Source organism: Arthrobacter sp. P4_H3 (genome assembly GCF_056400885.1).
This window is the reverse complement of sequence record NZ_JBFUKK010000011.1, coordinates 152,710-173,604: the sequence shown is the minus strand read 5'-3', so window position 1 is coordinate 173,604 and position 20,895 is coordinate 152,710. Positions and strand designations below refer to the sequence as shown.

Annotated in this window: 19 protein-coding genes and 2 tRNA genes; 14 read left to right on the top strand and 7 right to left on the bottom strand. The window is 66.8% G+C overall.

Features of this window, described 5'->3' with window-relative positions; genetic code table 11:
- Positions 1-84 precede the first annotated feature (84 nt).
- Positions 85-1,470 carry a glycine--tRNA ligase gene (locus AC1DRE_RS15985; RefSeq protein WP_476985497.1) on the top strand — a complete coding sequence of 462 codons (1,386 nt, stop codon included), beginning with the start codon at positions 85-87 and terminating at the stop codon, positions 1,468-1,470.
- Between the two features lie 2 nt (positions 1,471-1,472).
- The gene (locus AC1DRE_RS15980; RefSeq protein WP_476985496.1) at positions 1,473-2,480 is read left to right on the top strand and encodes a GNAT family N-acetyltransferase; all 1,008 of its coding nucleotides are present in this window, start codon (positions 1,473-1,475) and stop codon (positions 2,478-2,480) included.
- Between the two features lie 53 nt (positions 2,481-2,533).
- Here the strand turns inward: AC1DRE_RS15980 and AC1DRE_RS15975 are convergent, their stop codons facing one another.
- From AC1DRE_RS15975 to AC1DRE_RS15965, 3 genes are read right to left on the bottom strand one after another with little or no spacing between them, the layout of a single operon-like run.
- Complete coding sequence (locus AC1DRE_RS15975) at positions 2,534-3,430, bottom strand: lysophospholipid acyltransferase family protein (protein ID WP_476985495.1); 897 nt, start codon at positions 3,428-3,430, stop codon at positions 2,534-2,536.
- A 1-nt stretch (position 3,431) separates the two neighbouring features.
- Positions 3,432-4,244, bottom strand: a complete 813-nt coding sequence (locus AC1DRE_RS15970) for a DUF1295 domain-containing protein (RefSeq protein WP_476985494.1) — start codon at positions 4,242-4,244, stop codon at positions 3,432-3,434.
- A gap of 2 nt (positions 4,245-4,246) precedes the next feature.
- On the bottom strand, positions 4,247-4,978 hold the full coding sequence (locus AC1DRE_RS15965) for an alpha/beta hydrolase (protein WP_476985493.1): 732 nt from the start codon (positions 4,976-4,978) through the stop codon (positions 4,247-4,249).
- A gap of 291 nt (positions 4,979-5,269) precedes the next feature.
- Here AC1DRE_RS15965 and AC1DRE_RS15960 point away from each other — a divergent pair, with 291 nt between their 5' ends.
- The 6 genes from AC1DRE_RS15960 to AC1DRE_RS15935 all read left to right on the top strand — a co-directional run bounded on the left by AC1DRE_RS15960 (position 5,270) and on the right by AC1DRE_RS15935 (position 11,692).
- Positions 5,270-6,799 carry a YibE/F family protein gene (locus AC1DRE_RS15960; protein WP_476985492.1) on the top strand — a complete coding sequence of 510 codons (1,530 nt, stop codon included), beginning with the start codon at positions 5,270-5,272 and terminating at the stop codon, positions 6,797-6,799.
- An 86-nt stretch (positions 6,800-6,885) separates the two neighbouring features.
- Positions 6,886-8,067, top strand: coding sequence for a tRNA dihydrouridine synthase DusB (gene dusB, locus AC1DRE_RS15955; RefSeq protein ID WP_364120420.1), 1,182 nt, complete (start codon positions 6,886-6,888; stop codon positions 8,065-8,067).
- Positions 8,060-9,349, top strand: a complete 1,290-nt coding sequence (locus tag AC1DRE_RS15950; RefSeq protein WP_476985491.1) for a deoxyguanosinetriphosphate triphosphohydrolase — start codon at positions 8,060-8,062, stop codon at positions 9,347-9,349. Before dusB ends, AC1DRE_RS15950 begins: the two co-directional genes overlap by 8 nt.
- Before the next feature lie 73 nt (positions 9,350-9,422).
- Entirely contained in the window at positions 9,423-11,330 is a 1,908-nt protein-coding gene (dnaG, locus tag AC1DRE_RS15945) for a DNA primase (protein ID WP_476985490.1), read from the top strand.
- Between the two features lie 90 nt (positions 11,331-11,420).
- Positions 11,421-11,493, top strand: a tRNA-Asn gene (locus AC1DRE_RS15940).
- Positions 11,494-11,619: 126 nt separating this feature from the next.
- A tRNA-Asn gene (locus AC1DRE_RS15935) sits at positions 11,620-11,692 on the top strand.
- A 56-nt stretch (positions 11,693-11,748) separates the two neighbouring features.
- On the opposite strand, the gene AC1DRE_RS15930 is transcribed toward AC1DRE_RS15935, so the two are convergent.
- The 3 genes from AC1DRE_RS15930 to AC1DRE_RS15920 are packed head-to-tail and all read right to left on the bottom strand — an operon-like array spanning position 11,749 to position 13,611.
- Complete coding sequence (locus tag AC1DRE_RS15930; protein WP_364120426.1) at positions 11,749-12,156, bottom strand: hypothetical protein; 408 nt, start codon at positions 12,154-12,156, stop codon at positions 11,749-11,751.
- A 41-nt stretch (positions 12,157-12,197) separates the two neighbouring features.
- Positions 12,198-12,377, bottom strand: coding sequence for a hypothetical protein (locus AC1DRE_RS15925; RefSeq protein ID WP_476985489.1), 180 nt, complete (start codon positions 12,375-12,377; stop codon positions 12,198-12,200).
- Between the two features lie 10 nt (positions 12,378-12,387).
- Positions 12,388-13,611 carry a multidrug effflux MFS transporter gene (locus AC1DRE_RS15920; protein WP_476985488.1) on the bottom strand — a complete coding sequence of 408 codons (1,224 nt, stop codon included), beginning with the start codon at positions 13,609-13,611 and terminating at the stop codon, positions 12,388-12,390.
- Positions 13,612-13,795: 184 nt separating this feature from the next.
- Here AC1DRE_RS15920 and AC1DRE_RS15915 point away from each other — a divergent pair, with 184 nt between their 5' ends.
- The 5 genes from AC1DRE_RS15915 to AC1DRE_RS15895 all read left to right on the top strand — a co-directional run bounded on the left by AC1DRE_RS15915 (position 13,796) and on the right by AC1DRE_RS15895 (position 18,944).
- Positions 13,796-14,653 carry a phage holin family protein gene (locus AC1DRE_RS15915; RefSeq protein WP_476985487.1) on the top strand — a complete coding sequence of 286 codons (858 nt, stop codon included), beginning with the start codon at positions 13,796-13,798 and terminating at the stop codon, positions 14,651-14,653.
- A gap of 81 nt (positions 14,654-14,734) precedes the next feature.
- Entirely contained in the window at positions 14,735-15,358 is a 624-nt protein-coding gene (locus tag AC1DRE_RS15910) for a CDP-alcohol phosphatidyltransferase family protein (RefSeq protein ID WP_476985486.1), read from the top strand.
- A complete protein-coding gene (locus tag AC1DRE_RS15905; RefSeq protein WP_104172576.1) occupies positions 15,358-16,263 on the top strand; it encodes a DMT family transporter in 906 nt (301 codons plus the stop codon). The genes AC1DRE_RS15910 and AC1DRE_RS15905 overlap by 1 nt, the downstream gene beginning before the upstream one ends.
- A 114-nt stretch (positions 16,264-16,377) precedes the next feature.
- Positions 16,378-17,568: a glycosyltransferase gene (locus AC1DRE_RS15900; protein ID WP_476985531.1), complete on the top strand. Its 1,191-nt coding sequence runs from the start codon at positions 16,378-16,380 to the stop codon at positions 17,566-17,568.
- A gap of 185 nt (positions 17,569-17,753) precedes the next feature.
- Complete coding sequence (locus AC1DRE_RS15895; protein WP_476985485.1) at positions 17,754-18,944, top strand: acyl-CoA dehydrogenase family protein; 1,191 nt, start codon at positions 17,754-17,756, stop codon at positions 18,942-18,944.
- A gap of 10 nt (positions 18,945-18,954) precedes the next feature.
- Here the strand turns inward: AC1DRE_RS15895 and AC1DRE_RS15890 are convergent, their stop codons facing one another.
- Positions 18,955-19,482: a M23 family metallopeptidase gene (locus AC1DRE_RS15890; RefSeq protein ID WP_476985484.1), complete on the bottom strand. Its 528-nt coding sequence runs from the start codon at positions 19,480-19,482 to the stop codon at positions 18,955-18,957.
- A gap of 475 nt (positions 19,483-19,957) precedes the next feature.
- Between AC1DRE_RS15890 and rpsB the strand changes: the two genes are divergently transcribed.
- Positions 19,958-20,869 carry a 30S ribosomal protein S2 gene (gene rpsB, locus AC1DRE_RS15885; RefSeq protein ID WP_364120445.1) on the top strand — a complete coding sequence of 304 codons (912 nt, stop codon included), beginning with the start codon at positions 19,958-19,960 and terminating at the stop codon, positions 20,867-20,869.
- Positions 20,870-20,895 lie beyond the last annotated feature (26 nt).

Here is a 20,895-nt window from a genome sequence, read left to right as displayed (position 1 = left end):
GCCCCGCCCGGCAACCAGCCGGGTACTGGGGCCTAGAAACCGCGCGGACCGCACCCAGCGGCCCTGTAGAAATTGGAGTTCCCCATGGCAGCAAAATCCGTTCTCGACCAGGTCATCTCACTCTCCAAGAGGAGGGGCTTCGTTTTCCAGGCCGGTGAAATCTATGGTGGCTCCCGTTCTGCCTGGGACTACGGGCCCCTCGGCGCCGAGCTGAAGGAAAACATCAAGCGCCAGTGGTGGCAGTCGGTGGTCCGCGGCCGCGAGGACGTGGTGGGCCTGGACTCCTCGGTGATCCTTCCCCGCCAGGTCTGGGAAGCCTCGGGCCACGTGGAGGTCTTCTCCGATCCCCTGGTGGAGTGCCTCTCCTGCCACAAGCGCTACCGCGCCGACCACCTCGAAGAAGAGTACGAGGAAAAGAAAGGCCGTCCGGCCGAGAACGGGCTGAAGGACATCGCGTGCGCCAACTGCGGCACCCGCGGCGAATGGACCGAGCCGCAGGAATTCTCCGGCCTGCTCAAGACCTTCCTTGGCCCGGTGGCCAGCGAGGAAGGCATGCACTACCTGCGCCCGGAAACTGCGCAGGGCATCTTCGTGAACTTCAACAACGTGCTCACCACTTCGCGAAAGAAGCCGCCGTTCGGCATCGGCCAGATCGGCAAGTCCTTCCGCAACGAGATCACGCCCGGAAACTTCATTTTCCGCACCCGTGAGTTCGAGCAGATGGAAATGGAATTCTTCGTCGAGCCGGGCACGGACGAGCAGTGGCACCAGTACTGGATGCAGGAACGGATGGACTGGTACACAGGCCTGGGCCTCAAGGCCGAGAACCTGCGCTTCTTCGAGCACCCGCTGGAGAAGCTGAGCCACTACTCCAAGGGCACCACGGACATCGAATACCGCTTCGGTTTCCAGGGCTCCGAGTGGGGCGAGCTGGAAGGCATCGCCAACCGCACGGACTTCGACCTCTCCACGCACTCCAAGGCCTCCGGCCATGACCTGAGCTACTTCAACCAGGCCACCAACGAGCGCTACACCCCGTACGTGATCGAGCCCGCCGCCGGCCTGACGCGTTCCTTCATGGCGTTCCTCATCGACGCGTACACCGAGGACGAGGCCCCCAACGCCAAGGGCGGCGTGGACGTCCGCACGGTCCTGAAGCTGGACCCGCGGCTGGCCCCCGTCAAGGCCGCCGTGCTGCCGCTGAGCCGCAACGAGGACCTGTCCCCGAAGGCCAAGGCCCTGGGCGCCCAGCTGCGCAAGAACTGGAACATCGACTTCGACGACGCCGGCGCCATCGGCCGCCGCTACCGCCGCCAGGACGAGATCGGCACCCCGTTCTGCATCACCGTGGACTTCGACACCCTCGAGGACCAGGCCGTCACCATCCGTGAACGCGACACCATGAGCCAGGAACGTGTCTCCCTGGACAAGGTGGAGGGCTACCTGGCCGCACGGCTGATCGGCGCCTGAGCATGCCCATCGAATACCGTGAATGGCGCGAGGGCGACGACCTGGCGCTGCTGGAGCTTTGGGGAGGCCCGGAGACCGAACAGGCCCGGCAGTTCCGCGGCACCCTGGCGCCTTCGGGCAACTCGCCGTGGCGACGCTGCATCGTGGCCGAGGACGTCGTGGACGGTGTGGCCATCCCGATCGGGGCGGCCGTGGTCCACGAGGCCTCCCTGCACCCGGAGCGGCTCTGGGCCTACATCGAGGTGGCGCGGGATCACCGCCGCGCCGGCGTCGGCTCCACCCTGCTGACGATGCTCCGGCACGAGGCAGGACAGGCGCCGTCGGGCGTTTCCAGGCTCCGGACCAAGGTGGAACCGGGCACGCCCGGCGCCGCTTTCGCCGAAGCTGCCGGCCTGGCTCCCATCCAGCGTTCACGCCTGGTTGTCGTGGAGCCGGGGGCGCTCAAGCTGCCGGTCTTCGGCGACGGTTCCGAGGCCGCGGCCTCGGAGCAGATCGAGGATCTTGCCACCGGCTCCGTGGAGCTCAGCGACGTGGTTGGCCGGTATTACACAGCCGTTCACGGCTGGGACAGCCCGGGCGAGCTGGGCATCGGCACCGTGCAGCGGCTGTTCCTCGACGAGCTCAGCGGGGCGCACGGCGCCATTGTGCTGCGTTCCCCGAAGGCCAGCGCCTTCGGCCAGGGCGTCCCGGCCAGCAGGAAGGGCCGGCTCGAGGCGTTCGCGATCAGCTACGCGGAGCTTGCCCCCGGCGGGGAGAACGCGCCGGGCGGCGACGGGTCCGCGGCGGGCCAGCCCACGGACGTATTCGTCGGCCATGAGCCGAAGCTGTCCGAGGATGAAGCCCGCTCCGCCGTCCGCGACCTGTTGGCGCTCATCGCGTTCCAACACCCCGTGGTGCTGGAACTGGACGACTCGATGGCTGCGCTGTGCGCCGTCGTCGAACCTTTGCTGGAGAGCGGCAAGGCCCGCGTGCGCGGTACCGAAACCCTGGTGGTTTCCGACCCCGCCTAGGTTTCGGCCGACGCCACCGGCCCGCAGTAGGTGACTACTGCGGGCCGTCCTGTTTAAGCTTTCTGCCGTCCGCGCGCCGCGGCCTGTTGAGTCTTCCGTCCGCCCGCGCGCCGTCGGCCGGCGCGCCAGCCGCCAGCGCGCCGCGGCCCCTCCTCCTCATCCAGCCGCCGCCGTTCCACATCCGTGGGCGCACCGCCGCCCAGATGTGCGGGCATCCACCATGCTCCGGGCCGGGGTGTGAGCGGGAAGTCCGCGATGGCCGTGTCGATGCCGTCCTGCAGCACGGCCCGGAGCCGCGCCGTGGCTGCCAGGACGTCAGCATCGGCGCCCACCCGGCCGGAGCCCGGCCGGAGGGGTTCGCCCACATGGATCCGCACCGGCGCGCGCCAGGTGCGGCGCGGGGAGAACGCATGATGGCGGGTCAGCAGCCGGTGCGCTCCCCACACCGAGACGGGAATGATCGGCACACCGGCCTCGGCCGCCATGCGCACCGCCCCCGTTTTGCACTCGCGGACCGTGAAACTGCGGCTGACGCCTGCCTCCGGAAGGATGGCGATGTATTCGCCTTCGCGGAGTTTCGCGACGGCGGCGTCGTAGGCGCCGGAACCGGACCCGTAACCCACCACAACCTGCCCGGCAGCGCTGATGGCGGGACCCGCAAACCAGTGATCGGCCGCGCCCTGGGTGATCAGGTAGCGCATCTGGGCCCGGCTGTGCCGCCACAGGAGCAGCTCGGCAAAGGCGAAATCGAGGTACCCGAAGTGGGTGATGGCGACGACGGCCCCCGCACCCGGCACCGCTTGGCGGGACGGGCCGTCGAGGTGCCCGGATGGCGGGAGGTGCTCCCTGCCCGTGATGATGACGTGGATCCGGAAGAGCCACCGCAGCGCCAGTCCGGTACGGACAATGAAGCGGTAGAAGCGGTCATTCGGCTGCGGCCGCCACGCCATCTCAGCGCCTGCCCGCCTGCCGGCGCGGCGGCCAGGGGATAAAGCCCGACGTCGACTCGACGTATTCCTTGTAGCCCGGCCGGGCGGACATCGCCTTTTCCGTTAGCGGCTTCCCGGTTTTGCCTGCGAGGGCCCAGACCATCAGGGCGGGGGACAGGACCGTGAGGATTCCGGGCCAGGAGTCTGCGGAAATAAGGAACAGGCCGGTCCAGACGGCGGCGTCGCCAAAGTAGTTGGGGTGCCGGGTGTAACGCCACAGCCCCGTGTTCAGCACGGTTCCCTTATTGGCGGGGTCCTTCTTGAACTGTGCGAGCTGCCAGTCACCCACGGTTTCGAACACGAAACCGATGACCCACAGCAACACTCCGAGGATCGCCACCCAGCCCACGGCACCGGCAGCGAACATCCCGACCTGCACGGTGAGAGAAACGAAGAACATCACCGTGCCCTGGGGCAGGTAGACACGGCGCAGCGCATAGGTATTGCGTGATTCTGGTGCCGTACTGAGCATTGCTTCGTAGCGGGGGTCCTCATGGCCGCCTCGGGCGCGCCAACCGATGTGCGTACCGAGGCGAAGGCCCCACACGCCCGTCAGCAGCAGGAGCAGGAGGCGCCTGCCGTCGTCGCCCGTTCCGGCGGACAGCAGCCACGACACTGCGGCAACGGCCACGAAGCCGGGTCCCCACGCCACGTCCATCACCGAGTGCCGTCGCTGGGCGACCGCAAGGGCGAAAGTGACCGCCAGGACGCCGGCCACGGCAAGGGCTGTCCACGGCAGGCTCGCCAGGAATTCGTTCATCGGAAATGCAGCCATGGTCACAGCACCACCGGGAGGCCCGGCGCTGTTGCTGGCAGCAAGGCATCAAAGCGTGCCGGACCGCCCCCGATTTCCGCGCCCGCGGCTTCACCGAAGGCTTTGAGGACAAAGCCGGTGGCCAGGGTGTGCCACAGGCGGACCCTGCGGAACATGAAGTGGCCCGCCCCAGCCAGGGACACGTAGCGCAGCTCGTCGGCCAGGGCAGCGGCGCGCCGTGCAAATTTAAGCGATTCGGCCGGGCTCGTCCAGCGGTCCGCGGTGCCGTGCACGATGAGCACTTTGCGGCCGGCAACGGTCTCGGCGGGTGTCCCGGCGCTCAGCCACGGGGCCAGTGCCACCACGGCGTCAACGAGTGGATCGTCGGCCACACAAATGGCGGTGAGCCCACCCATCGAATGACCCAGCAGGTACACGGGCACGCCAGGGTGCTGTTCATGGATCCGGGCGAGCGCCCACCGGGCATCCAGCAGCGGTGACATGTCCGGGCCGTTCCAGCCGCGGACACTGTTCCGGAGCGTCCAGACCGCGAGCCCGTGCCTGCGGCCGGCGCTGTGCAGGTGCCTGGCGAAGGGCACCATGCGGGCAGGGCTCAGGTGGCGCGCTTCCACCGGCTCGTAGCTGTGCGAGCGCCCGCCGTGGAGCACCAGGGCCACGCCGCGGGTGGTGCCCGCAGCCTCCCTCACGGTGAGCACGGGCCTGGTGCCGTCTTCGTCATTCCTGCGATTACCCATGCGGGCCTCCAGACTCCTCGTCCTACAGTTATAAACCCCGGGATGCCGGCGTTTAGTTCCGGGCGGAGCCGGGCCTGCAAAGGCGCCGGACATTCCCGCGGTCATACAGGACATTCGGAGCCGCGGCCCCCACCGATTGCCGCGCCGTGTCCGGGTGGTCATACCCGATGGTGCCGACTACGACTCTGCCCGTGCCTGCCCCCCAGGTCGCGGAGAATTACGGACCGAACTGTTCCATGTGAACCAGAACATCAAGCCACAGTAAAGTGCAGGCATGAGGTTTTACTGCTGATGGGTGCCGGACACTCCCACGGTCACACAGATGGTTCGGATCCGACACCTCGGGCTCTCGCCGCCCGCAAACGGGCCAACTGGCTTCTCGCGGCGGTGCTGATTCCGCTGACGCTCCTGACCCTGGCGGCCATGGCCATGCTGTGGCCGTCCGGGAACAAGGCGGACCTGAAGCTGGCCAGCCCCTATGCGGCGGCACCGGGTGTGACCTTCGATACCGGCAAGATCCAGCGCGTGGTCGTGGAAAGCTGCATCCAGGGGACCGCCCAGGGCGCCACACCACAGCAGGGCGCACAGCCCGGCACAGGCCAGGAAGGCACTGGCCAGGAAGGCGCCGCCGGGCAGGGGAGCGACTGTACCTTCGCCTTCACCGAGCCGGACAAGGGCGGCAATCCCGTCAAAGTGGTGATCAACCCGGACGTGGTGAAATCGCACGGCGTCAAGGTCGGGGACAACATCCGCTACCTGAACCTCTCCAACGCCCAGGGCGCGTCCGCCGGCCAGGGCGCCCCGGGGTATATCTTCGTGGACTTCGTCCGCACCATGCCCATCATCCTGCTGGCCGTCCTCTACGCCGTGGTGGTGATCGCCGTGGCGCGCTGGCGCGGGCTGCGGGCACTGATCGGCCTCCTCGGCGCCTATGCGGTGCTGGTGTCCTTCATGCTGCCCGGGCTGGTGGAGGGAAAACCGCCGTTACTGCTGGCGCTGGTGGGATCCACGGTGATCATGATCGGGGTCCTCTACTTCGCCCACGGCTTCTCGGCGCGCACCTCCACGGCGCTGCTCGGCACGATGTTCGGCCTGGGCATCACGGCGCTGCTGGCGGCATGGGCCACCGACGCGGCAAACCTGGCCGGGGTGGGCAGCCATGACGCCGCTACGCTGGCCAATATTTCGGACAACATCTCCATTTCTGGCATCATCCTGTGCGGCCTGATCATTTCCGGACTCGGCGTGCTGAACGACGTCACCATCACCCAGTCCTCCGCGGTGTGGGAACTGTACGAGCTTGCACCGGAGACAAGCTCCCGCCAGCTCTTCTCCTCCGCCATGCGGATCGGCCGCGACCACATTGCGTCCACTGTCTACACCATCGCCTTCGCCTACGCCGGCGCCGCACTGCCCATCCTCATCATCGTGATGCTGTACGACCGCCCCCTCGGTGAAGCACTGACCAGCGCGGAACTATCCGAGGAAGTCATCAGGACGCTCGTCGGTTCCGTGGGACTGGTGCTGGCCATCCCCGTCACCACGCTGATCGCGGTGCTGGTGGTGAAGGCCACGGGGATCAGGCCGGCCAGCGGCCTGCAAACCGGCGGCAATGCTTCGGGCAGCACCGATTCCGGGCGTCTGTCCGTGACGCCCGACGACGTCGCGGACACCGGCGCGCTCGCAGCGGCAGCGGCGGTTTCGCGCGGGGGACGGACGCGCGCGGCCGGTTCCCGCGCTTCCCGCGACGACAGGAGCGAAGCAGGGACCGAAGCCGTGCCCGGCGGCCGGCGCGCACGGCGGGCCGCAGAACGGGAGTAGCGGGGGACGCGCCGCCGTCGGACCGGTGTTCCGGCGCACCGAAGCGCACTGCTCGCCGATTTGCCCGGCTTTGAGACAATGAACGGGTGACTGTTGTAGCAACGCCTCCCGCCCCCAAGCTGGAACTCCCGCCCCTGAAGCTCGGCCCCATCACGGTGGACACCCCCGTGGTGCTGGCCCCCATGGCCGGAATCACCAATACCGCATTCCGCAGGCTGTGCCGCGAATACGGCGGCGGCCTGTACGTTGCGGAGATGGTCACTTCCCGTGCGCTGGTGGAGCGCACCCCTGAATCCCTGCGGATCATCTCCCACGACCCCGACGAGAAGGTGCGGTCCGTCCAGCTGTACGGCGTGGACCCCGTGACCGTCGGCCAGGCCGTCCGGATGCTCGTCGACGAGGACCGGGCGGACCACATCGACCTCAACTTCGGCTGCCCGGTGCCCAAGGTGACCCGCCGGGGAGGCGGGTCGGCCCTGCCGTGGAAGATCGACCTGTTCACCTCCATCGTGCAGACGGCGGTCCGGGAGGCCTCCAAGGGCGGCATCCCGCTGACCATCAAGATGCGCAAGGGCATTGACGAGGACCACCTGACGTACCTCGACGCGGGCCGGATCGCCCGCGATTCCGGAGTCGCCGCCGTCGCGCTTCACGGCCGTACGGCCTCGCAGTTCTATTCCGGCCAGGCCGACTGGTCCGCGATCGCCCGGCTGCGTGAAGCGCTGCCGGATGTGCCGGTGCTGGGCAACGGCGACATCTGGTCCGCGGAGGACGCCGTGCGGATGGTCCGCGAGACCGGAGTGGACGGCGTGGTGATCGGCCGCGGCTGCCAGGGCCGTCCCTGGCTCTTCGGTGACCTGCAGGCCGCCTTCGAAGGCAGCGACCACCGTCACCGCCCGGGCCTGCGCGAAGTGGCCGACGGCGTCTACCGCCACGCCCAGCTCATGATCGAAACCTTTGGCAATGACGAGTACAAGGCCCTGCGGGAAATCCGCAAGCACATGGCCTGGTACTTCAAGGGCTACGTGGTGGGCGGCGAGCTCCGCGCCAAACTAGCCACTGTTCCCACCCTGGAGGTCCTGCGCGAACTCCTGGACCAGCTGGACATGGACCTGCCGTACCCGGGCGTCGATTCCGAGGGCCCCCGCGGCCGTGCCGGTTCCCCCAAGAAGCCCGCGCTGCCCAAGGACTGGCTGCTCAGCCGGCAGATGGACGCTGACCAGACCCGCGACATCGCCGCCGCGGAACTGGACGTGTCAGGTGGCTGAAACACGGACTGCAGCACCCGTTCTGCCGGGCTACGACGCCCACGACTCCGCCCGCTGGGTGGAGGAACCGCCCAAGACAACGTACCGCTCCGACTTCGAACGGGACCGCGCACGGGTCCTGCACTCATCCGCGCTGCGCAGGCTCGGCGCCAAAACCCAGGTGGTTGCCCCGGACACCGACGACTTCGTCCGCACCCGGCTCACGCACAGCCTGGAAGTGGCCCAGGTGGGCCGCGAACTGGGACGGACGCTCGGCTGCGATCCCGACGTCGTGGACACCGCCTGCCTCAGCCACGACCTCGGCCACCCGCCGTTCGGGCACAACGGCGAATCCGCGCTGAACGAAATGGCGCACGGCATCGGCGGTTTCGAGGGCAACGCCCAGACGCTCCGGCTGCTGTCCCGGCTTGAGCCGAAGGTCCTGGCCGCGGACGGAACCCCGGCGGGGCTGAACCTCACCCGCGCCAGCCTGGACGCGGCCGCCAAATACCCGTGGTCGGCGCTGAACGCCCCGGTGATCCACGGCCAGCGCACCAGCAAGTTCGGCGCCTACGAGGACGACCTGCCCATCTTCGACTGGCTCCGCCAGGGTGCCCCCGAGCGCCGGTCCTGCCTGGAAGCCCAGGTGATGGACCTCGCCGACGACATCTCCTACTCGGTCCACGACGTCGAGGACGCCATCGTGGCCGGCCACTTCCAGCTGCGCTGGATGGACAACCCGGACCACCGTGCCCGCGTGGTGGGGTATGCCAAGCAGTGGTACCTGCCCCACAACGACCCCGCCGCCATCGACGCCGCCCTGGCCCGGCTCGAGGCCACCGAGGTCTGGGTGCGCGAAGCGGACGGCAGCCGCAAGGCCATGGCGGCGCTGAAAGACATGACAAGCCAGCTGATCGGCAGGTTCTGCCAGAGCGCACTGGAAACCACGCGCACTGTCTACGGCCCCGAAAACCTGACCCGGTACAACGCCGAGCTGATGGTGCCGGACGAGACCGTGATGGAAATCGCAGTCATGAAGGGCCTGGCCACCACTTTCGTGATGACCACCGAGCACCGCCAGCCGATCTATGAGCGCCAGCGGGAGGTCCTGCACGCACTGGTGACAGCGCTGAACGCCACCGGGGACCGCCACCTGGAACCGATGTTCGCCGCTGACTGGCGTGACGCGGCCGACGACGGCGCCCGCCTTCGCGTGGTCATCGACCAGGTCGCGTCGCTCACCGACGGTTCGGCGCTGGCCATGTACGAGCGGTTGGTCGGCAGCCTGCCGTCGCTTTGGTGACATTGGACGCACCCGCCGTCACGCCGGTGCCGGGCCAGCCGTCGGTGTCGTACCCGGGGACTAGGATGGCTCTGTGGCTGGGCTGATCAAACGCGAAGATATTGACGAAGTACGCCAGCGCACGGACATCAAGGAAGTCATCGATGGCTACGTGACGCTCAAGGGCGCCGGCCTGGGCTCGTTCAAGGGCCTGTGCCCCTTCCACGACGAGCGCTCGCCGTCGTTCACGGTCCGCCCCCAGGTGGGCAGGTACCACTGCTTCGGCTGCGGCGAGGACGGCGACGCCATCTCCTTCGTCCAGAAGCTGGACCACTCCTCATTCCATGAAGCCGTGGAAAAGCTGGCCGCCAGGATCGGCTTCGAACTGCGGTACGAGGACGGCGGCACGGGTCCCAACCGGGAAGAGGTGGGCAAGCGCCAGCGACTCCTGGACGCCCACAAAGTGGCTGACGAGTTCTTCCGGGCCCAGCTGCTGACTCCCGGCGCCGCGGAAGGCCGCAACTTCCTCCATGGCCGCGGCTTTGACCGCGCCGCCGCCGAGCAGTTCGGCGTCGGCTACGCCCCGCAGGGCTGGGATGCACTGCTCAAGCACCTCCGCGGCCGCGGCTACACGGACGCAGAGCTCAAGCTCACGGGGATGTTCTCAGAAGGCAACCGCGGGATCTACGACCGGTTCCGAGGGCGCCTGATCTGGCCTATCCGGGACATCGCCGGCGACACCATCGGCTTTGGCGCCCGCAAGCTCTACGAGGACGACCAGGGCCCCAAGTACCTCAATACCCCGGAAACCACGCTCTACAAGAAGTCCCAGGTGCTCTACGGCATCGACCTCGCCAAACGGAACATCGCCAAGGACCGCCAGCTGGTGGTGGTGGAAGGCTACACGGACGTGATGGCCTGCCACCTCGCGGGAATCCCGACGGCGGTGGCCACCTGCGGCACCGCGTTCGGCGCCGACCACATCAAGATCGCCCGGCGGCTGCTGTCCGACGACGGCACCGGGGGAGAGGTCATCTTCACCTTCGACGGCGACGCGGCGGGCCAGAAGGCCGCGCTGCGGGCCTTCGAGGAAGACCAGCGCTTCACGGCGCAGACCTACGTCGCCGTGGAGCCCACCGGCGCCGACCCCTGCGAGCTGCGCCAGGCCAAGGGGGACGCCGCTGTCCGGGACCTGATAGGCACCAGGCGGCCGCTGTTTGAGTTCGCGATCAGGGCCTCCCTGAAGCGACACAACCTGGACACGGTGGAGGGCCGCATCGCCGCGCTGCGTGAGTCGGCGCCGGTGGTGGCCCAGATCCGCGACGCCGGAATCCGGCCCGCCTACGCACGCGAACTTGCGGGCTGGCTCGGTATGCCCGTCGAGGAGGTCAGCCGCGCCGTGGCCGTCGCTGCCAAGCGTGCCGCCCAGGGCGAATCGCCCGCAGGCCAGGGCGGGGCGCAGCAGCGCACAGGCGCGACTCCCGGCATTGCCGAGTTGCCGGCGTCGGGCGTTGTGCCGTCCTTCAACAGGCCGGATCCGCGGGACCCCGTGGCGTCCATGGAGCGGCAGGCGCTGGAAGTGGCGCTTCAGGAGCCCGCCATGCTCGCCGGAGAGACCTGGGACCGGTTCAGTGCGGCCGGGTTCAGGACCCCCGCCTACCAGGCCGTCCACGACGCCATGCGCGCCTCCGGGCCCGGCCTGACCGTTGATCCCGTGCGGTGGGTTGAACAGGTCATGCACGAGGTGCCGGAACCGCTCCGCCCGCTGGTCTCGGAGCTTGCCGTGGTGCCGCTGCCGGCGAGCAACGCGGAAGGTGTGCTCAAGTATTGCCGTGACATCCTGGCCCGGCTGTTCGAACTCCAGATCACCCGGGTCAAGGCGGACAAGATGGGGCAGCTGCAGCGGCTCGATGCCTCGGCGCATCCGGAGGAGTTCCAGCGGCTGAACCGGGAGCTGATGGTGCTCGAAATGGAGCGCCGTTCGCTGCGTTCCGACGCCTGACCGCTGCGTCCCGAAGCAGGCCCGGCGGAGTGCCGATCCACTCAATTTCGTTTACCGGGCGGGTGTTTGCTAGGCTAGTACCCGCTTCATTCCTCCTTAGCTCAATTGGCAGAGCATTCGACTGTTAATCGAAGGGTTGCTGGTTCAAGTCCAGCAGGAGGAGCGCGCAGTCCCCGTTCCGGGTCACCGGGACGGGGACTTTTTTATACCCGGGCGGGGTATTTCGGGCTGCTGCGGCAGCCGATTTCCCTTTGGGGCAAAACCTTTGCTAATGTCATACCTGCTTCATTCCTCCTTAGCTCAATTGGCAGAGCATTCGACTGTTAATCGAAGGGTTGCTGGTTCAAGTCCAGCAGGAGGAGCGGACAGGCCCCGCGGCCGGCGAACAGCCGGCCACGGGGCCTTTTTTGTTTGGGCGCTAGACGAAGTCCATCTCCACCTGCAGGAAGCGCTCCGCCTCGGCGATGGCGGCCTGGAACGCTTCCTCCTCGGTGGGGGACTTCCGCGGCTCCCGCGGGTGCCACTCATGCGGCGCGGAGTGCACCCTGGTGAAGCCGCCGTTCGGTGGGGCGTAAAAGATGCCGAACCGCTGGACAGGCCATTCAGGGGACGTTTCCGGGGCCACCAGGAGCGCGGCGTTGAACGCGGGATTGAACCACTGGGCGATCGGACGGCGCCGGTCCTCGGTGAACAGGCCGGCCGCATACAGGGCGGCCGACTGGGCGCTGGTCTGCGAGCACAGGCGTTCCCACCACAGGGGCAGGATGCCGCCGTCGCATCGCTGCCACGTGGCCGGTAAAGGCTGATGGTGCTGCCAGTCGGGCACAGAACAACTTTATCGCGCGCCCAATTCCGGGAACAGGGCCGTTAGTGCCGGTTCCATGGGCCGGGATTGACCCGGTACAGCAGGGCCGAGCCGGCGATCGCACCCAGAATGATGCCCATGGCCGGGTTCCCCATGGCGCGTCCGGCAAAATACCCGGCGACGGCGCCAATCACGGCGCCGAGGAACAGCCCCCTGCTGTTGCGGTGCGGTTTCCTGGCCATGGCTTCAGCCCTAGTGGATCGACGGGACGGTGCGGGGCCGGACCACCAGCCACAGGGCGGCCGCTGCCAGCAGGATGCTCGAGGCCTGGACGCCGCCCATGACGGTTGCCGAGATGTCGCCAAACCAGCCCACCACGGGGGACACGATGCCGGCCATCATGAAGGTGGCGGCACCCAGCAGGGACGCGGCCGTTCCTGCCTGTGCCCCGTGCTTGGACAGCGCGAGGACCTGGACGCAGGGGAATGTGAAGCCTGTGCCGAGGATGTAGAACCAGAGCGGCACCATCACGCCCCAGAGCCCGAAGCCAAGCTGGTCGAATACGACGATCAGCACGGCCATCAGGAACATCCACGCGGTGGAACAGGCCAGGATCCACTGCGGCGGGACCCGCCTGATCACCCGGGAGCTGGTCTGGACGCCGGCCACGATGCCCAGCGAGTTGATGCCGAAGAGCAGGCCGTACTGCTGGGGCGAGAACCCGTAGACGTCCTGGAAGAGGAAGGGGGAGGCGGAGAGGTACGCGAAGAGCCCGGCGAAGTTCATGCCGCCAAGCAGCAGCAGGCCCACGAAGATCCGGTCCGAAAAGAGGAGCCTGTAGCGCTGCCCCGCAGTGAGGCCCGATTTGCCCCGGAGCTCACGGGGGAGGGTCTCGCGCACCAGGAGGATGGCGGCGATGATCACCAGCGTGCCGTAGCCGGCCAGGAAGTAGAAGATGCCCGGCCAGGGCATGATCAGCAGCAGCTGGGAGCCGATGACCGGTGCCAGGATCGGGGCCAGGCCGTTAACCAGTGCCATCCGGGAGAACATCCGCACCATGGCGTACCCGCTGAAGAGGTCCCGGACCATGGCCATGGCCACCACGCCGCCGCCGGCCGCGCCGATTCCCATCAGCACCCGGAAGAGTCCCAGCGTTGCCAGGTCCGTGGAGAGTGCCGCGCCGACTGAGGCGGTGATGTGCAGCGCGGTGGCAAGGATCAACGGAAGCCGCCTGCCGAACTTGTCGCTCAGCGGACCCACCACCAGCTGGCCCAGGGCGAAGCCCACGGTGGTGCCGGTGAGTGTGAGCTGGACTTCCGCTTCGGACACCCCGAGGCTGGCCTCGAGGGCGGGGAAGGCCGGGAGGTAGAGGTCGATCGTGAAGGGCCCAAGGGCCGTCAGGGCGCCGAGGAGGAGGATGTACAGGAGTTTCCGGTTGCGGCTCAGGGAGTCGCCCGGATTGGCGGGGATGCTCACAGAGAACCATCCTATGGCCCTCAGATCATACTTTTACAGCGTTGCAGGGCGCGCCACGTGTTATTACCCGAAGGAGGTCCCGAACCTGAATGATAGTTTTGTCAGCGGGGAGTGTGTGAAGCCGCGCAGGCCCCCGGAATCCAGCGGAATCCGAATCAAAGATGGAACCAGTTAGGCGGGATCGATGAGCGGACGACACAGCGGGCGGACCAAGGGCGGATTGAGTATTGGGGCGCTGCCCAAAACGCTGAGGCTGGTTGCCAAGCTGGCGCCAAGGCAGCTCAACGACGAAATTGCCCTCGCGAAGATCGAGATCAAGCGCAAGGGAATCCAGGTCGGGGTGGCGGCCGCGTTCTTCGCCGTTGCACTGGTGTTCGTAGCCTTCCTCGTCGTGGGACTCATCGTGGCCGCGATCATGGGGCTCGCCACCATCATGCCTGCCTGGCTGGCTGCCCTCCTGGTGTGCGCCGTCTTCCTCGTTATCGCCCTCATTGGCGCGCTGGTCGGCCTGCGGAAATTCAAGAAGGCCATGCCCCTTGTTCCCGAAGACACGATCCGCGGACTCAAGCACGATCTCGGCATCGTGAAGGAAGGCTCGGACTTCAACCCGGCCATTCTGGATCCGTCCTCCGAGCAGGCCAAGGCCGCCAAGGCGGCCAAGGAAGCGCAGAAGGCAAAGGACAAAGCGGAGAAGGCAGCACAGGAAGCGGCAAAGCCGGACCTGGGACCCGCCCCCACCGAAGCCGAGCTGCGGAGCCGCCTGGACAAGCGCCGTCGCCACCTGACCGGCGTCCGCGATGAGCTCGGCGAGGAACTGGACGTCAAGACCCAGGCCCGGATCCTTCTCGGCGCCACCCAGGCCCAGCTGAAGACCGGCAAGGAACGCGCCGGCCAGCAGTTCGAATCCCTCGGCCGCTCTGCGTCCGGCTTCCTCAACCGGGCCAACGAGGGACAGGCCGGAGTGCGCTGGAAGCCGCTGGCGGCCCTGGCCGCCTCGGCCGCGGTCTTCGTTGTCCTGCTCCGCAGGCTCCTGAAGGGGTAGGGCCCCGGCCGCTACCAGGACAGGGCATTACCAGGACAGGGCACTACCCGCGGCCATAGCGGGAACGGAAGGAGGTTAGGGATGAGGTTCATCAACGCCGGCGAGCGTCCGGGCCAGCGGCATGTGGACAGTGACGCCGTCTTCACCGTCCCCAACGTCCTGACGGTCCTCCGGTTCATGGGCGTCCCCGTGTTCATCTGGCTGGTTTTGGCGCAGAAGGAGTATGCCCTGGCCGCGCTGGTGCTGGTCATCATGGGCAGCACGGACTGGGTGGACGGATACATTGCCCGCCGCTTCAACCAAACGTCCCGGCTGGGCCGGATCATGGATCCAATAGCGGACCGGCTGGCGCTCATTGCCGTCGCGGTCACCCTGGTGATTGCCGGCGTCGTGGAGTGGTGGTACCTGACGGCCCTGGTGGTTCCGGATGCCATCCTGTTGACCGCTTCGCTCTACTACTTCCGCAGCCACCCCGACCTCCCCGTCAGCCGCATCGGCAAGATCCGCACCGCTCTCCTCCTCGTGGGCACCCCGCTGCTGGTACTGGCCAAACTGCCTATTCCGCTGACCGAGGTCTATTTCACCGCGGCGTGGATTTTCCTTGGCCTCGGGCTGCTGGGCCACTGGGTGGCCGGCTACAACTACTTCCTGGCTATCATCCGCAAAGGCAGGCTCAGGGCCGCCGGCGACGGCGGACCCGGCTGATGGTGTGGCTTGCCGTCTCCCTGGCGGTGCTGGGCGCCTTTTGCCTGGCCATCGGCGCACAGCGCCAGGGGAGTGCGGTCAAAGCGGACACCGGCGGCCTTGCGCTGAGCTCGCATGGCTTCCTTCGGCTGCTTCGGAATCCGCGCTGGGTATTCGGGCTGCTGCTGCTGTGTGCCGGCATGGCGATGAATGCCGTGGCTCTCGTATCGGCGCCGCTGACGGTGGTGCAGCCCATCGGGGCGATCGCCTTGGTCATCACCACGGTGGTCAACGCCAAGGACCAGGGCCTGAGCATCAACCGTGCCACCGTGGTGGCCATCTCAGCCTGCGTTACCGGCTCGGCGATGTTTGTCCTGCTGGCGGTAAACGCGACGGTGGAAAACCACCACGTTAGTTTCGACGACGAACTCACCATCGTGCTGCTGCTCACCCTGGCCGTGGGCCTCTTCGGCACCCTGGCGGTAGTGTTCAAGCACCGCATGAGCGCCTTCATCTACATCCTCGGTGCCGGCGTGCTGTTCGGCTTCGTCGCGGTGCTGACCCGCATCATCGGCAAACACCTGCTCGATCCGAACGGGCTGGCCCTGCTCAATGTCCAGTGGTATTCCGTGGTGGCCATCGCAGCTGCCGGCGGCCTGGGCTCGTGGTTCGTCCAGTCGGCCTACTCCGGCGGACCGCCGGACCTTGTCATCGCCGGATTGACGGTCATCGATCCCATTGTGGGCATCGCCATCGGTATCGCCATCCTTGGCGAACTCCAGCCGGATGTCCACGCCGTATTGGCGATTGCCATGGGGGCGGCCGCTTCCCTTGCTATCGTGGGGGTAATCGCCCTTTCGCGGCACCATCCCGAAGTGACCAAGCGCAAGAAGGACGCGCGCAAGGCCGCTGGACGGGTGTCGTAGGGCGAGCGATATCCAGATTTCACCAGAAGTCCGGGCGCCACCGCGCCGAGGGACAACTGGCCGCTACAGCCAGTGCTGACCGCACCGTGACCACCAGGAGCTCTCCACGTGACCATGCCCGACAGCCAGCAATCACTGACCATCCTGATTGCTGCGGACACCTACCCGCCCCATGTCAACGGAGCCGCGCAATTCGGATACCGGCTGGCCAAGGGCATGACTGCGCGCGGACACGACGTCCATGTGCTCGCGTGCCGGCCGGACAAGGGCAAGAGCTTCACCGAGTTCCGCGCGGAAGGCACCGTGCACCGGATCCGTTCGCACTCCGTGCCAACGCACGAGTATTTCCGGATCACCTTCCCCTGGGAAATCAAGAAGGAGATCAGCCTTCTGTTTGACCGCATCAAGCCGGACGTGGTGCACATCCAGAGCCACTACATGATCGGCGAGCACGTGCTCTACGAAGCCGAGCGGCGCGGCGTCAGGATTGTGGCCACCAACCACTTCATGCCGGAGAACCTGAACCCGTTCCTGCCGTTCCCGCAGTGGTTCAAGGACATCGTGGGACGCATCTCCTGGAAGGACATGGGAAAGGTGATGGGCAAAGCCGACGTCGTCACCACCCCCACGCCGCTAGCCGCCAAGGCGATGCACCAGCATGCGTTCCTGCGCAAGGTCCTGCCGCTCTCCAACGGCATTGACTCCGCTGCCTATGAGCTCCGGGACGGCGAAGTGATTAGTCGGCACCCTCATCCCACGGTACTTTTCGCAGGCCGTCTCGCCGAGGAAAAGCACGTCAACATCCTCATCGATGCTGTGGCAAAAACCCCGGCCGAACTAAACGTGCACCTGGAGATCGTGGGCGGTGGCGAAGTACGGGCCGCCCTTGAGTCCCAGGTGGCGCGGCTGGGGCTGGAATCCCGGGTGAAGTTCCTGGGCCTGGCCAGCGATGCCGAACTGCGTGAGGCCTATATCAAGGCGGACCTGTTCTGCATGCCCGGAACGGCCGAGCTCCAGTCCCTGGTCACGCTGGAAGCCATGTCTGCCTCCACCCCGGTGCTTCTGGCGGATGCGATGGCGCTGCCGCACCTGGTGCGTGACGGAGAGAACGGCTACCTCTTCACCCCCAACGACAGCGACGACCTTGCCGCCAAGATCACCCGTGTGCTTCAGCTTCCGGCCGAGGAGCTTGCGACGATGGGCAAGGCCAGCCGCTGCATGGTGGAGCCGCACAGCATCCAGGGGACACTGCAGACGTTCGAGGACCTCTACTACGGCGCCAGCTACGACGACAAAGTGGTGTAATTCCCAAGCGGTGCTCGCAGGCGTCCAGTCCGGGCGTGCCGCCGGCGCCGGGGTTTTCTTTTGCCGCAAAGCGCCCCGTGCCGCTTGCCCGGCCTCTTCCGCTGCGGTATGTTACTCGTGAGTAACTTATGCTGGCTCGAAGCCCGGGACCTTTGGTCGCTGCTGATCACACGTGAAGGAACAACATGTCCAAAGCTGCAATCGACATCAACAACCTGCCGTACGCCGACGGCGACTTCTTTGCCTTCGAGCAGCTGCTCAGCGGCAAAGAGGGGGACCGGCTGGCCGAAGTCCGGGAGTTCCTGGCGCGCGAGGTCAAGCCGATCGCGGTCGACTGCTGGAACCGCGGCGAGTTCCCGATGGACCTGATTCCGAAGCTGGCGGAGATCGACCTCGTCAGCCCCGTTCGGCGCCAGGGCTACTCCAACCTTTTCGCCGGCATCCTGCACGCCGAGGTCACCCGCGCGGACACGTCTATCGCCACGTTCATGGGCGTCCATGACGGTCTGTTCACCGGGTCCATTGAGGCCCTCGCCTCGCAGGAGCAGCAGGAGGCATGGCTGCCGGATATCTACTCGCTTCGGAAGATCGGCGCCTTCGGCCTCACCGAGCCGCTCGGCGGCTCCGATGTCGCCGGCGGCACCCGCACCACGGCCCGCCGCGAGGGTGACAGCTGGATCCTCAATGGTGCCAAGCGCTGGATCGGCAACGCCACGTTCTCCGACTGGGTGGTCATCTACGCCCGCGACCTCGCCGACGACCAGGTCAAGGGCTTCCTCGTGGACACGGCGGCCGAGGGCTACAGCGCCACGAAGATCGAAAACAAGATTTCACTGCGCACCGTCCAGAACGCCGACATCACGCTCGAGAACGTCGTGGTGCCGGACTTCTTCAAGCTCGCCAACGCCAACAGCTTCCGGGACACCAACAAGGTCCTGAAGGTAACCCGGCTCGCCGTGGCCTGGCAGGCCGTCGGCCAGCAGCTCGCAGCCCTCGATGTCGCCCGGCGCTACGCAGTGGAGCGCAGCCAGTTCGGCCGGCCCATCGCCTCCTTCCAGCTGGTCCAGAACCAGCTCGTGCAGATCCTCGGGAACGCTGTCAGCTCGATGGGCATGATGGTCCGCCTGTCGCAGCTCGAAGACGCGGGCGAAGCCAAGGACGAGCAGTCCGCCCTCGCCAAGGCCTTTACGACGGCCAGGATGCGCGAAAGCGTGGCTATCGGCCGCAGCCTCCTGGGCGGCAACGGCATCGTCACCGACTTCGAGATGGCCAAGATCTTCTCGGATGCCGAGGCCATCTACTCCTACGAAGGCACGCACGAGATCAACACCTTGGTGACCGGCCGCGCGATCACCGGTATTTCGGCAATCGTCTAGCCCCTCGTCCTCATCCCGGCACCAGAAGGGGAAGCAGGATGGAGGGCCGCAGGTCTGTCACCAGGGACAGCGGATTGATGTATTCTTCGCCCCGCCGCACGCCCCAGTGCACGCACGGCGTCGCGGCGCAGTGGCCCGGGAGCACCGTCCCGAGGACGTCCCCCTTCGACACTGTGGCGCCGGCTGCCAGGCCGCTTTCCACCGGCTCGAAACTGCTGCGGAGCCCATTGCCGTGATCGATGGTGATCACTGGACGGTCCACCACCATCCCCACGAAGCTGACGGTTCCCGACTCCGGTGCGGTGACCGGGGCGCCGTCGGCCGCCGCCTGGAGATCCACGCCGCGGTGCCCGCTCATCCACGGCTTGTCCGGCGGGTCGAACGGGCGCAGCAGGGCCGGCCTGGGCGCCAGGGGCCAGCTCCAGCCCGCCGTCGGAGCGGCGGAGGGTCCGGCCGCCGCACTGGAGTCGGTCTCGGAAACCGGGGATGTCGCGGAGGCGGCCAGTACAAGTGTTGCCAACAGGATCCGGGCTTTCATTCCCTCAGCCTGCCTGCGCCGCGCATTCGCTGACAGGGGCGCGTGGCGTTATGTGGACAAGCCGGAAAAGAGCCCGGAAAGCGGCAGGGCGGCGGGCCCGGAAATGGTCCGATCCGGCGGGGCCGCTGTAGTACACTTGACGGAGCAGTTTGCTGTGCCCTCAACGATGCCCGGCCGGCGGTTCAAGTACTTTCGGGTCGCTTGGTCCTCCAGGCCGTTCTAGTCAGCACGTCTCATTCAGAGGTGTGGGGGAGCAGCGGCTGACTACGCGTATCCAGCCCTCCTCATACGAAGCCAAAACTTCCGCTGCGAAGGACTGTGCCTCCTGCGGTCCGTGCCCTATGGCACGGATGGGAAGCGCAGTGGATGCCAGGAGCAACGCCCGCCTGGGCGAAGCTAAATCAACCGTCAACTATTGGCAGGGTAAGAGAGCCTTGGGTTCTCTCATGAATGACCTGCCGGAAGGAGCGTCGGCATGCCCGTCGTAACTATGCGCCAGCTGCTTGACAGCGGCGTCCACTTTGGACACCAGACCCGTCGTTGGAACCCGAAGATGAAGCGATTCATCTTTACGGAGCGCAACGGCATCTACATCATTGACCTGCAGCAGTCGCTGTCCTACATCGACCGTGCCTACGAGTTCGTGAAGGCCACCGTTGCACACGGCGGCACCGTTCTCTTCGTCGGTACCAAGAAGCAGGCGCAGGAATCCATCGCCGAGCAGGCCACCCGCGTTGGCCAGCCGTATGTCAACCAGCGTTGGCTCGGCGGTATGCTGACCAACTTCCAGACGGTCTCCAAGCGTATCCAGCGCATGAAGGAACTCGAAGAGATCGACTTCGACGACGTCGCCGGCTCGGCGTACACCAAGAAGGAACTGCTGCTCCTTCGCCGTGAACTCACCAAGCTCGAGACCAACCTCGGCGGTATCCGCAACCTGACCAAGGCACCTTCCGTGCTCTGGATCGTGGACACCAAGAAGGAACACCTCGCCGTTGACGAGGCCAAGAAGCTGAACATCCCGGTTGTTGCCATCCTGGACACCAACTGCGATCCGGACGAAGTCGACTTCCCGATCCCGGGCAACGACGACGCCATCCGCTCCGTCAACCTGCTGACCCGCGTTGTTGCTGACGCTGTTGCTGAGGGCCTGATCGCCCGTAACCAGCGCGCAACCGGCACCACGGAAGCTCCGGAAGAGCCGCTGGCCGAGTGGGAGCGCGAGCTCCTCGAAGGCAGCAAGTCTGAAGAAGCTCCCGCCGCCGCAGAAGCTCCGGCTGCTGAAGAAGCGCCTGCCGCTGAAGAAGCTCCCGCAGCTGCAGAGGAAGCCCCGGCAGCTGCCGAGGCAACCGAAGCCGCCACCGGCGAAGCCGACGCTGCCAAGTAGGCAGACAAGTAAATCTGGACCATCCC